The sequence below is a fragment of the Arthrobacter sp. Leaf69 genome (assembly GCF_001422645.1).
Classification (GTDB): Bacteria; Actinomycetota; Actinomycetes; order Actinomycetales; family Micrococcaceae; genus Arthrobacter.
The window spans coordinates 65,097-77,931 of record NZ_LMLR01000002.1; the positions used below are offsets into that span (position 1 = coordinate 65,097).

The following is a 12,835-nucleotide window of genomic DNA, read 5'->3' on the forward strand; positions in this document are numbered from 1 at the left end:
ACTCATGCCCCTGCCGCTGCCAACCTTGAGTCCCCCGGCGGCTCGGATTGTTGCCTGGATTTCCGGGGCCGCCCTGGTCTGGCTGGTCCTGGCCGTTCAACTCTTTGTGAACGTGGATCCCCTGACCGTGCACCGGACCGACGCCGTGATCATGCTGGGCGGCGCGGCCTCCGAACGGCTTCCGGTGGCGCAGCAGATGCAGCGTGACTACAACATCCCCGTCCTGGTCCTGTCCCACACGGACACGCCCGGCAATGTTGCGGCCGACACTGCCTGCAACTCGGCTGCCTTCCCGAGTATCCAGCTCCTGTGCTTCCAGCCCGATGAGTACGACACGCGCGGCGAGGCGCGGGCCATCGGCAAAATCGCCCGGGCGAACGGATGGAAATCCATCACGGTGGTGACGTCCAGCTACCACCTGTCCCGGGCGGAGCGCCTGATGGAGCAATGCACGACGGCGGACGTTCAGATGGTGAACTCCCACCCCCAGCTGAGTGCGGGGCAGTGGCTGCGGCGGTTCGTCATCGAGACCGGCGGGCTGCTGGATGTGTCCCTGCGGCCGGAATGCGCGGATCAGACGGATCAGAGCGTGAGCGACGCCGTCGGGGAAGAGCCGAATTACCGCTGAGTGACAGGTTCTTTGCCCAGGAGCTCTGAGATGAGTTCCATGTACTTTTCCGCCAGCTGCGTGTAGTCCGCGTGCTCCTTGACCCACTGGCGGCTGGCATCGGACCGGACCAGCCGTGAGCGGTCCGCTGCCAGTTCGCGCCACAGGGCGGCCACAGCCTCCGGGGTGCTGGGCACAATATCGCCGGCATCCGCATCCTCGATGATGCGTGCGGCCTCACCTTTGACGATTGCGGTGACGTGGCGGCCGAGGGCCAGGACCTCGTAGGTCTTGGACGGGACGGTGGTCTCGAACGACTTCCAGTCATCGCGCAGCGAGACAATGCAGGTGTCCGCCGAGGCATAGCGGTCCATAACGTCCTGGCCGTGCAGCGACGGATGGAACGTGACGGGGGCGCCGAGTTCGGCGGCCAGTTTTTCCAGGGCAGGGCTTTGGGTGCCGTGGCCCACCAGATGCAGGTGCATGGCATCGCCCACTAGGGCGCTGGCGCGGATGACGACGTCGAGCCGCTGGCTTTCGCCGTGGTTTCCAAGGTAAAGCGCCTCGAAGACATCCCGCTCCGGGTCCGGGGATCCCAGGGACGGAATGGTGTCAACGTGGAGGCCGTTGCTCACGGTTTTGACATTTTTCAGCCCGCGCGTGCGCAAAGTGTCGGCGAAGCCCTCCGTTACCGTGACCACCAGGTCCGCACGCTTCTGGACGAACTCCACCGCCATTTCGACGACGCTCTTCACGCGCCCGCGCACCATGCGGGAGTCCCGGGCCAAGTCCGGCCAGGCGTCGCGCATTTCAACGATGAGGGGAACGCCCCGGAGCCGGGCCAGCAGGTACCCCGCGGCGAGGATCGGCAGGCTGGGCGCCGTGGCGATCACCACGTCGGGCCGGCGCGTCAGGAGGCCCAGGGGCACGGACATGGCGGCGGAGAAGCACTGGTCCAGCAGTCTGGCCAGGTGGGAGTTGCCGTGCGGCAGGTATGGCACCCGCCGGATCAGCTCGGTGAACTGGCCCTTTTGCCGCCGGAAGGCGCGTCCTGCCAGGTCGGCGGGAAGCTCACGCTTGCCCACCGGGAAGTGCGCCACCGGGGTCACCACGTCGAATTCCCAGCCGTAGGCGCAGAACTCCCTCAGCAGGGCGGTCCACCGGCGCTGCGGCGGGCTGTTTTCAGGCCAGTAGGAGTGTGCCAGCAGGGTCACCCGTGTGGCTCGGGGGAACGCCCCATGTGATGTTTTCAACAGCTCCCCCAAAGCAAGTGCAGTTCGGTTCGTCGTGGTGTTCGTCATCGAACCTTTGCGTGGGCACCGCCAGGAGACAGCGGCGCCAACGCGTAATCATACATGTTCGACCGGACGTTGCCGCACGCGGGATGGCGCGCCGCAGCACGGCATATGCGGGTTCTGTCCGCGTTAGGGTGCTTTGGTGAGTCCGGCGTCCTGCACGTAGGTACCGAACGAATCGTCGGCCAGGGCCTTGCTCATGCCGTCAATCGCGGCGTCGTCGCGCAGGACGATGGACTGGCCGTCGGTCGAGGTGCCAATTCCGAGCGTCGGCAGCGTGAAGCTGACCACGTCGGAGCTGCGGACGTCGCGGAGCCCGAGGGCCAGGCCGCCGGCTGCCGCGGCGTCGAGCGACTCGTCGGTGCTGATGTACGGCGAGACGTTGTCCACCAGGCTGCTGATCTTCCCGGGATTCGTCAGCGTCTCGGCCGTGAGGAACTTGGCCATGAGGGCCTTCAGGAAGACCTGCTGGTTCTTGACGCGCTGGTAGTCGCCGTCGCTGAACGCCTTGCGTTCGCGGACGAAGGCCAGCGCCTGTTCGCCGGTCAACTGCTGCTTGCCCTCGGGGAAGGAGAAGTCGTTGGTGTTGAACGCCACGGGCACGTTGACGTCAACCCCGCCCAGGGCGTCGGTCATCGCCTTGAAGCCTTCGAAGTCGACGACGGCCACGTGGTCCAGCCTGGTGTCGAACATCCCTTCGAGGGTCTGCACTACCAGCGGAATGCCGCCCAGGGCCATGGCGGAGTTCATCTTGGCCTCGCCGTGGCCGGGAATCTCCACCCACGTGTCGCGCATGATGGACATCATGTAGATGTTCTTGCGGTCCGCGGGGATGTGGACCCACATCATGGTGTCGGAACGCTGGTCCGATGCATCGCCGGCTTCAGCGGATCCCAATGCGGCGGCCCGGCTGTCGCTGCCCAGGAGCAGCAGGTTCGTGGCACCTTCCTGTCCCTTCGCGGGCCGGCCTGCATCGTCGGGGAACGCCCGTTCAATTTTCTGGGACTTGGAGTTGAAGCTGCTGGCCAGGTTGAAGGCGTAAACCCCGGCACCGACTGCTACGACCAGAAAGATCGCCACGACGCCCAGGAGCACGTTCCGCGCGGTCCTTTTCTTCTTCGTCCGGGGCCGCTGCGGCTCCTCGGAAGGAGCCCGATTCTCGGCGACAAAGACCATGTGATGCTTCCCAACGTTTCCAACAGGGGACAAAAATTGCTCGGTCCAGTATGTCACGGCCGCTTGGGCGGACCGGCTGGAGGCTGGCTCACCGCTCCATAGCACCCGCGAAAGACGCGTTTCCCCGGCCCGGGTGGGGCTCCCTCCTCACGCCGACGGGCCCCGCTGATCGTCCGGCGCACGACGGCGGACGTCGAGTTGATTGCCTTGACTCCCGTGCCCAGCCCAACTCGGCGACTTGGGCAGTTTGACATCAGGCAGGCGGCTTGGATGATGCCGGGCTGCTGTCGGAATGCGCCGATCAGCGGACCGGAATGTAAGAATTGAAGCCATTGACGACGAATCCGCCACAGTGCTGGCGGTCTATTGAGGCGAGGAGGATGGGCTATTGGATGATCATGCCGATGACGCTCCCCCCCTGGTTGCCGCCCCGCGACACCTGAGACGCCGTGTGTTCCACGAGGAGATCCCGGACACGCTCCTGGTTCCGGGAGTGGATCCTCTAGCTATAGTCCCCGGCGACACTGCTCCACCGAAAAGGCGGGTTGCGAAGGTGCCCGATTCCAGAGAGAGCAATCTTAGGCGCAAGCGCCTGATCGCTCTGATTGTCGTAATAGCTGTTTCGGTTAGCATCCCTGCCTTGGTTCTCGCCCTATTACTCGCAGGATGAGAACGGGTGCCGTGTTGACGGCCAGCCCTCTTCGAGTTGGAAGCACCCGTCCGATGAGGCGAGGCGTGCACTTGCTAGCGTGATGGGCGCAATTCCTGCCTTGACCCATTCGTCGCGTAGCATTCAATGGTCCGCGGCTACGTCTCAATTGGGGGAACCTGAATGCCCAGTATCATGCCAATTTTTGGGACGCGCCCGGAAGCCATCAAGATGGCACCTATTATCAACGCTTTGGACGCTTCAACCATTTTCGACTGCATCGTGACGGTCACAGGCCAGCACCGCGACATGCTGGATCAGGTCAACGAGATTTTCGGCATTGTCCCCGATCATGACCTGAACATCCTTCGGCAAGGTCAGTCTCTGTCCTCAATCATGACCCGCACTATGGACGGCCTTGACACACTCTTCTCTAAGGCCAAACCGGATGCCGTGATTGTCCAGGGCGACACAACTACGTCCACAGCGGGCGCCATTGCGGCCTTCTATCACGGCATTCCTGTCGTTCATGTGGAGGCCGGGCTGCGCAGCGGAGACCTAATGTCGCCGTTCCCAGAGGAAGCCAACCGAAAGATGATAAGCCAGATCGCCAGCTTGCACCTGGCGCCGACAAGGACCAGCCAAACGAACCTCCTTGCCGAGGGGGTGAGGCCGGAAGACATAGTCGTCACGGGCAACACGGTTATCGATGCCCTTCTGGCCACGGTGAACAAGCCGATCGCTTTCGCCGATCTGCACTTGGAAGAAGTGGCCGCCAGTGGCAGGAAGATTCTCTTGGTGACAACGCACCGGCGTGAAAACCAAGGTGAGGCTATGCGCGCCGTGGGTCGTGCACTGGCACGAATCGCAGATGCTGAGCCCGATCTCGTTATCGTCTTGCCCGTCCACAAAAACCCTGCCGTGCGTGAAGCTGTTCTGCCAGCACTGAAGGGCAAGCTCAACGTCATTGTGACCGAGCCCTTAGCGTACGGCGAGTTCACCCGATTGCTGTCCCTGTCGCACATCGTATTGACCGATTCCGGCGGAGTGCAGGAGGAGGCTCCCAGCCTGGGCAAGCCAGTCCTCGTAATGCGAGACAACACGGAACGCCCTGAAGCGATAGAGGCTGGCACTGTTGCCCTTATAGGGACAGATGAAGAACGAATCGTGAAGGAAATTGACCTGCTGCTGCACGATCAGTACCACTATGACTCCATGGCCAATGCTGTTAATCCGTACGGTGACGGCAAGGCCTCCAACAGGACAGTTGCGGCCATCGCGCAGTTGCTCGGAGTCGGGATCAGGGACGACGAGTTTACAGGCTGAGCTGAACCACGCACAATCCGCCGCCGGAAACAGCAATAGATGTCTTGACCTCATGACCATGTTTCTCGCTGCGGACTCGCGTTGGCGTCTCGCAGCCAGCCTTTGCACAGCCGGGAGGCTAGCGCCTGGCGGCCACGAAAGTACGAACCGACGGCCAACAGAGCTGCCCGCCGGCGCCCAAGTGCTCTGGTAGATTCCTAATGGACCACCCGCATTCTTGGTGGCGGGGCCTATCCCTGGGGTTGATTACGATGAATGGGCGCACAAAAGCAGCCCTTCAGCGCTCGTGGGGATTTGGATCCCCCGATGAGCGCCCTGCCGCAGTCGGGCCACGGGGCAGAACAGATAGGCTGCCGGCAGCGTCAGCATCTACCCCAGCCAAGAAGGCTTATGGTCCTGATCCTGGTTGAATGGTTAGACAAACACATCCCAGCACGGCCACGGACCCCAGACGGGGTGACGATTATCCTGTTCGTGACCTGATCTGCGTGCTCCCGGTGTCGGATCGTGGTCCCGGCGCCCTCCCCCGGCTTCTGGGCGGGCACCGCATGTGTACCCACGGACAACGAGAAGCTCGTCAGCAGGACACGGGTTGGCGGGGTTCCGGCCCAGCGCTACCCGCCCCGGTCCTTGACCGTCCCTAGGTTGTCCCACGAATTTCGGGTGAACTCACGAAATCCGACGGACTCTCCACGTCTATCCCTCCGCTATCATCCCCTCTGCGGTTTTGGGTTCAATGAACAAGTGTGAACGTGGATGTTGCCAGACCTGCCAAAGCGACACGTTCTAGCTGCTTCTGCACTCGCGAGATCTCGTCGCGCACTTTCGCTGCCGAGTCCACTTCGCCCTGTCTCATGGCTTCAAGGCCCGATGCCGTCAAGAGGTGAAAATCGAGGCCGAATCGTCCGTCATCGGTTCCGCGGACAACGCATAGGAAGCCAAGGCCCGCTAAGGCCAACCCGTCCAGTGCGGACTCATAGTCTCGCATAAGCTCGGCCCCTGACTTGTTGGGCACTGACTCACATACCGCAGCGTTCCAATGACGCTTAGACAGATCTTCACGAATGACCTCGGAGTCACTGTCAGTAACCACGAGGGCGCCAAATGAAGACCCTTCCGCCAACTTTAGAGACAGGGTCAGAGCAAGTTCGGGGCGGGTTCCTACTGTGAGGGACTCAACCTCGCGGTTGACCCGGCCACGCCAACCTGACCATGAGCACAGTTCTACTCGTCGCCTGACCTTTGGCCGCCTGACTTTCGCCAACTGAAGCAGCCCTTCGCTTTCAACTCCAATAAATTCCAGTAGCGACTGCCATGACCGCGACGCGACGCCGTACTCGTCACACTCCAAGACGAATGAAACGCCGTAAAGGCCTATGGTTCTACGAACGGCCAGGCCGAGAGCTTCGCTAGATCCGCTCGCTCCGGCCGAGTTACCGCCTACGCCAATGTGCTCGATTGGCCAGCCAAAGCGACGCAGATCTTTGAACAAGGCCATATCGGTCAAGACCACAATTTGAAAGGACTTCGTGGCTTCGACCATCGTATAGACGGTTTGACAAACAGACTTAACGACTTCGGGGCTGGTCGAGACCAGAGGCAGGAGCACAATCGGCGGTACCGCTTCCCCGGCGGTAGCCCCCAAATGGATCCGGGAACTCCGGCCCGTCTCACCCAGAAGGCCTTCGCGTTGGAGCGATGCGGCGGGTCCGCCGGACGGTCCATTAGACATTCCAGTGCGTCCATCAAACATCTGGGTGACAAGAGTTCCCACGCTACCCCGCCATCTCTTCGAGAAGTTCTGCAACCACTGCAGCGCCGTTGACAAAACTTGTTTCCGCCATCACCTGTCGCATCCTCTTACGAGTTTCATGTTCAGAAAGCTCCGAAATCGCCAGGTCTATCTCCTCTTCGCTGGGTTCAACAAGACAAAGCCCCGCTCCAACATGCGAAGCATATCTCCCCCGGGCAATTTGGTCGTCTGTCGATGTAGATGTATTCGGCAACCATAACGTCGGAAGACGCAACTGCACCCACTCGTGGTAAGAGTTGTATCCAGAGGCTGAAACAGCATAATCGAATGCTCGGGCTACCCTCGCTAAGGGGTATTCAGCGATCTCTCGCACGCCATCGAAGGTTTGATCCGAAACAGCGATTGGCGCTTTGGTCAGAAAAATGGTCCACGGCTCTGGTTGAGCGCGAATGCTGCCTATTAGCGTCCTCACCGTCGAGTCGATGGCGTTGATGTTGCCAGCGCCCAATGTGATCAAGACAGCGCGTTCAACTTGACCTATCCCCAGCTCCGTCCGGGCATCCGCCCTGGAAAGGCACTCTGTCTCATCCAAGACAGTGATTGGGGCGACGCGAACAGCATCGCTATATCCAGGCGTCACGCCTTCGTCGAAACTGGCTGCATATTCTCCGGGTTCGACGATGAGATCAAATGCAGAAGAGCTCATCTTAATCGATTTATCCGTGACCGCGCTCTTCCACATTCCGCGACGAGACCAGACCTTCTTCGCCTGGGTGGTTTTTAGTGCCGACATGAACCCTGCGTACGGCCACGTGCCGTCAAATACGATTACATCTGGCTCGAAGTCCGCAAATGCGTGAGTGAACCGTTCCGCCGCATATCGGTTCCATTCCGATGGCGTGCAACCCATGTCCCCACGGGACGCAATGTATTCGTAGCTGAATCCTTGTGCCGCGACTACTGGAACGGCTTGGGACAAAGAAATGAATCGAACCTCCACGCCTGTGGTTATTTTCCTCGCAATTCCGAGAAGCCGAGTTAGATGCCCCATGCCGGCACCGTTGCTCGTAACCAACGCAATCTTCTTGGGCATGGTTTTTTCTGGCGTAACCGTGGATTCACCGCTCCCCGGATAATCGAGAGCTGACTCGACGTGCTCGTGGATCAGGAGCTTTTCGGCTACATCAGCGAGGCTGGATGCGCTCTGCGAACGGGTCCCAAAGAAGCGGTCAATAACCTGTTGTCTCAGCAGACGACTTACATCATCACCGTCGTGGATGACCAACACTGTGGAAGCTCTAATGAGCATGTTAACTTGGAATACGTCGGTTACGATAACCGAACTGTCGACGATAATTATCTCCGGCAGCGCGACTTCTCCGGGAGTGGCGAGTCTGATCGGGCCACTGATCATTGAGAGCGCAGCCCGAGAGAAGTGCACGCCAGAGATGCTTTCAGATGAATTCGCCGTATTGACCACTCTTGCGGTTCGACTATCCGCTATCCGGATATATTCCCTAGCTGAGGACTCACTTAGGGTTGTCAAATCAGCCAGAATCAGTACTTCGGGGGGCCGCAGCCCATCATCATTGTGCCTCGAATGTTCCTCCTGAGAATTCACAGCGCTTCCCTTCCAGGACCGTGGCTGACAAGAGAGTCCATGCCCTCCAGCAATTCCTCGATGACAGCGGCCTTGGCGACTAGAACTTCGTTAGAACTGAGTTTCGACTGTTCCTTCACGATTAGCCGTAGCTGGGCCGATTGGTCCCGCAATCGTTTAGAACTCTGGTCAATCTCGGTTCGGAGCCTGTCAAGCTTCGCGTTGTTTCGATCCAGAATGTCGTTGGTCTCCGCCAGCCGCGTTGGAAGGGGTGTGACATTGCTTGTTGACTCCGAAGGCCCTAGATGCCGTTCGATGCATTGGTAGGTCCGCTCAATGCGGCGTCCCTGCCGCCCAAGCCGCTTCTCAACACGTTCAAACCGCACTAGCGATGCTTGCTCAGCTGCATCGATATGTTCCCTGAGAGCAGTTCCGAGTCCCTTGATGCTTTCCAGGAGTTCGAGGTTTGAGGTGTTCACCTTGTGCGTATTGGTATCGCTTCGTACCATTGCTTTAGTTGAGCGCTGCGCGACGAGAAGGCACAACCCGATTACGCCGAGAATAATAGCCAATGCCAGCACCACAATGAAACTCAACGCAAGGCGGACCTCTAGAGAACCGAGCCAAATCCAGGCGATGAGCGCCACGCAAAATACAGGAGCTAAAACTGTCAAAACACGCAGTAGTCTAACTAGCACGTCATTACGCACCTCTCACGAATAACTTTTTTTGAGTGGTTGCAGGCGAAGGACCCGGTTAGTCCCACGACACTCACAGCAACTAATTTACCAATCCGCCATGCTCATCGCCCTGGTCGGCAGGGTGTGGGCAGGGTGTGGGCCGGGTTCGTGCGGGCCTCTGTTCGGGCAGAGGATGACTTGTCCCGAATGATTCTATACCGTAAGCAGAGTGTGCTTGACTCCGCGCAGTAGTCGTCCGGAGCGCCCATTTGGCTTCCAAAGATCGCACTCATAGCCGTGCACCAAACAGGTCGCCGAGCGCCCAGAGCAGTGGATCCAAGCGTTTGCCTTGTGATTCCACCGACATTGAAATTTCTTGGCATTCTGTGTGCGGGTTACAAACCCGGTTCGATCTACACAAGCGGGTTCCAATGAGAGCGTCGGTGCCGTTGCTCGAAGCAGGTCGTGACTGCGCATTGGGTTTCGGTAAAACGAGGCCTGGGAATATTTCCGTGGACAGCGAGCCTGCTAGGCCTCGGGCACCAGGTCGGATGAAGCTGAGTTTGGGGATGGCAGCTGGGGGCCCGACATATGCACCTGCAACCCCTAGTTTCCACGGACGTAGTTAACAGCGTTGGCTGTTTTGAAGGGCGTAGCCTCCGTTGTCGGTTGGATCACCATACTCATCCCGACGTCAAGAGACCTCCGTGCCCTACGTCTCGCCGCGATCTTGCACCTACGGCGGGTGGGAATCTCACTGGTCTGGCCCACCCCGAACGCTGGGCCCTGAGGCGGGGCGCGCGCACGCTTCAAATGCCAATCGGCGACGACGAAGTGGACAGACAGAATTTATACTTGCGCCGCCGGCGTGCGGAGATGCCATCTTGGCTGCCCCGGAGCCGAATCGCACCATTCCAGGGACAGAGCGACGGGTAGTGGCGTGCGGTTCATTCACCGGAGGGTTCCCGCCGCGTCGCGGCCGCCCACCGACCCTTTCCCTTCCACGGTCCGCAAGGTCGTGACCAAGTATCTGAACCCCCGCTTGCCCGCTTGGATCAAGAAGAGGGATTGCCCCGTACGCATCGCTCTCCTCAACAGGTTCCAACGCGACCGTCCTGATGGCCTGTTACGCATGGACATCAAGAATGCTCGACCGCGTCCCGAACTGCAGCAGGCACCGGCACCCTTGGGCGGGCTCGGAAGACGGAGTCTCCGGACACGAACCGAGAGCGCATTACTTACGCCACGCTGTCGATGCCCACTCACGTCTAGCGAGGTCGGGGGGCCTCAAAAGAGACCAGAGAAGTCGCAGCCGCCTTCTGGCCGCGAGCCGTCACGTTCTTCGACGCCCGCGGCATGAACGCTGCGTCGGTAATCACATGAACGCCACTTCCGTCCTCACGGACAAATGATCCAGCCTCCCTCAAGGGGGTTCTCCGCGGTCTTCCTGGAAACCAGTCGGCGGACTGAGTAGTTGAAGCATCAGGGACCCCGTGCTGGACTCCGAGCGAAGTCCGCTTCCTCGGCAGGAGGTAGAGTCTTGCCAGTGTCAGTCACAACCAACGAACTCACCGGTCTTGAGCAAACCCACAACAGCTATTTCGACGTTCCATGGGTTCGCCAGAGAAATATGGACAGTCTCAGGCTAGATGGCCATGAAATTGCCCTACATCGGGTCCCCTCGCACGGGGCATTCACGATAGATTTTTACGCGAAGCTCAAGCCGGCCAGCGAGCTCGTTGTGACCTTTCACGGCGCAAATATGGTTCGACATTCATACCCGAGATTCGAACGTATTCAGTCGTTCAAGGACGACGCACCCGCGCTGCTAGCGTTCGCCGACCCCACACTTTTGTACAAGAAGGGCTTGCTCTTAACTTGGTACGTAGGCGGTCCAGGTTGGGACCCAGCGCAAGAGATGGTGGAAATCATTCGCAACGCCATGGCTGTCAGCGGGGCCAAACATGTTCTTTTCGTCGGCGGCTCGGGCGGAGGACATCCTGCTTTGCGATTATCCGCAATGTTGAACGAGTCGACAGCCTTCGTGCAATCACCAACTACCGACATCGAAAAGTCGATACCAGGAACCGTCGAACAGTATTTCAAGACAGTTTGGCCGGGTCGCGATCGTCGCGACGTCGTAGCTGGCGACCCGATGCGTTTTTCGATGCCCGCCCTGTACGACTCGCGCCGTCCCGGAAACTGTGTTTACTACTTGCAGAACTTGAACGATCCAACCTTTATCAAAGAGCACTACCGACCCCTTAAAAGTGTGTACCTAGATCGCAGCGCCCCGAGCGGCAGCAGTTCGGACGGTAGCAAGAAGTTCGTACTATACGACTCCGAGCTAGAGCGGCATGGACCGCCTACGCCTGTTGAGTTCAGCCATCACCTGCAAGAGGCCCGCTTCTTGCGGCGCTTGCCCTGACTAGGCGCGCAATGGACTTACTGGGCTGCTGAAGATGATGAGATGCACGTTGGGTGTCCAGGCACAGCGGATTGCTACAAAGCGGGCGCAACACGGGTGATGGTTCAGCTCTGCTCCCTGCTGCTGCGGCCAAACCCGAGCAGGTAATGAAGAACCGTCGTAGAACTCACCCCAGCTATCAAACAACATCTGGATCGGTTCCTTCTATGATTACTCGACGTCCCTGACACCCGTTTCCTCGACACGGCCCAGACTGCTATTCCATTCACATATTCACTTCGGTAGATTGATATTTGGCATCCGGATGAACTTGTCGGTTGTTGCGTGAGTTTTCATTCCGATAGCGTCGGTGATTTACCGGACGGGCCGAGCAGACTTCGCTGACCATCTACATATCCCGACGTAAACGTCGGCGTCACCAGGGGCGAAATAATATTGAATAGGTTCACGAGATCGCTTTCAGTTGGAACACTGTTGCTCGCGTTATGCGGCCCCGGGGCGTCCATAAGCCATGCAAGCCCGATGCGTCAGCCCAACACGGTCGAACTGACGACCACCGGAACCATCGTGGAGCAGCGAGCGGCGCTCCGCGCGGCGTACTACACGTCAGTTCAGGAACTGGAAGATGCGAGGGGTGCCGCTGGCACGCTTCCTCGCGGCCAGGCGGACGCCTTCGCGTCGGCCATCTCGGGTACCGCGGTGACGATGCGCGCGGCGGCTGCGGCCATCTCGGCTGCCACGAACCAAACAGAGGTCGACGCAGCGGCAAANTTCGCGTCGGCCATCTCGGGTACCGCGGTGACGATGCGCGCGGCGGCTGCGGCCATCTCGGCTGCCACGAACCAAACAGAGGTCGACGCAGCGGCAAAGCTTGTGAAAATAGAGTCCGTTCGTTCGTCCACGGCCAAGCAGGCGGCTACGAAGCTGGTCAGGCTCCAGCAGATGCGGCTTGAACAAACCGCTGTCGCGGCCGAAGCCGTGCAGGACAAGCTGGCCGGGCGAATCTCGGGCCAGGCTTACGCCGAGCTGGATGCGAGAGCAGCCGCTTTCAGCACGCTCCTCTCAGTGGCCGTCAATACTCAACTACAGACGGTCGGCAAAGCGGTAGCTTCCCCACCCCTGACAGTTGAAGCACCTCTCGCGTCGCTCAAGTCAGGTTCAGGGCTCATCACCCCGGCCGCGGGCTGGGTGGGATTCGCCGGTGGGTGTGCTCTTCCGGTAGCGCAGGTCTCGTTCCGCCCGGTCACCGTTGCATCGGGTCCCTCGATTGTGACCAACGCCAATCTGGTCCGGGACGCCAAAGACCGCATGATGCGCGACC

General features: G+C 59.8%; 8 protein-coding genes. 3 read left to right on the top strand and 5 right to left on the bottom strand.

The annotated features are described in order from the left end of the window. The first annotated feature begins 4 nt into the window (after positions 1–4). Positions 5–628: a YdcF family protein gene (locus tag ASE96_RS04740; protein ID WP_082492580.1), complete on the top strand. Its 624-nt coding sequence runs from the start codon at positions 5–7 to the stop codon at positions 626–628. Here the strand turns inward: ASE96_RS04740 and ASE96_RS04745 are convergent. Together ASE96_RS04745 and ASE96_RS04750 are read right to left on the bottom strand one after the other, a co-directional pair. Further along, entirely contained in the window at positions 619–1,821 is a 1,203-nt protein-coding gene (locus ASE96_RS04745) for a glycosyltransferase family 4 protein (protein ID WP_235500123.1), read from the bottom strand. The two genes, ASE96_RS04740 and ASE96_RS04745, sit on opposite strands and share 10 nt — an antisense overlap. A gap of 210 nt (positions 1,822–2,031) precedes the next feature. Next, the gene (locus tag ASE96_RS04750; protein ID WP_056426837.1) at positions 2,032–3,078 is read right to left on the bottom strand and encodes an LCP family protein; all 1,047 of its coding nucleotides are present in this window, start codon (positions 3,076–3,078) and stop codon (positions 2,032–2,034) included. A gap of 832 nt (positions 3,079–3,910) precedes the next feature. Between ASE96_RS04750 and wecB the strand changes: the two genes are divergently transcribed. Next, entirely contained in the window at positions 3,911–5,053 is a 1,143-nt protein-coding gene (gene wecB, locus ASE96_RS04755; RefSeq protein WP_056426840.1) for a non-hydrolyzing UDP-N-acetylglucosamine 2-epimerase, read from the top strand. Positions 5,054–5,786: 733 nt separating this feature from the next. Here wecB and ASE96_RS19090 read toward each other — a convergent pair. The 3 genes from ASE96_RS19090 to ASE96_RS04770 form a co-directional block, all read right to left on the bottom strand. Continuing rightward, positions 5,787–6,596 carry a hypothetical protein gene (locus tag ASE96_RS19090; protein WP_156367507.1) on the bottom strand — a complete coding sequence of 270 codons (810 nt, stop codon included), beginning with the start codon at positions 6,594–6,596 and terminating at the stop codon, positions 5,787–5,789. A 232-nt stretch (positions 6,597–6,828) separates the two neighbouring features. Continuing rightward, positions 6,829–8,427 carry a hypothetical protein gene (locus ASE96_RS04765; RefSeq protein WP_156367508.1) on the bottom strand — a complete coding sequence of 533 codons (1,599 nt, stop codon included), beginning with the start codon at positions 8,425–8,427 and terminating at the stop codon, positions 6,829–6,831. Beyond that, a complete protein-coding gene (locus ASE96_RS04770; RefSeq protein WP_156367509.1) occupies positions 8,424–9,080 on the bottom strand; it encodes a hypothetical protein in 657 nt (218 codons plus the stop codon). Before ASE96_RS04770 ends, ASE96_RS04765 begins: the two co-directional genes overlap by 4 nt. 1,552 nt (positions 9,081–10,632) lie before the next feature. Here ASE96_RS04770 and ASE96_RS04775 point away from each other — a divergent pair. Then, entirely contained in the window at positions 10,633–11,514 is an 882-nt protein-coding gene (locus tag ASE96_RS04775) for a hypothetical protein (RefSeq protein WP_156367510.1), read from the top strand. Positions 11,515–12,835: the final 1,321 nt, after the last annotated feature.

Excerpts from the sequence above, each read along its gene's own strand:
- ASE96_RS19090 (WP_156367507.1), bottom strand. The coding sequence starts at position 6,596 with ATGGTCGAAGCCACGAAGTCCTTTCAAATTGTGGTCTTGACCGATATG.
- wecB (WP_056426840.1), top strand. The coding sequence starts at position 3,911 with ATGCCCAGTATCATGCCAATTTTTGGGACGCGCCCGGAAGCCATCAAG.
- ASE96_RS04750 (WP_056426837.1), bottom strand. The coding sequence starts at position 3,078 with ATGGTCTTTGTCGCCGAGAATCGGGCTCCTTCCGAGGAGCCGCAGCGG.
- ASE96_RS04740 (WP_082492580.1), top strand. The coding sequence starts at position 5 with ATGCCCCTGCCGCTGCCAACCTTGAGTCCCCCGGCGGCTCGGATTGTT.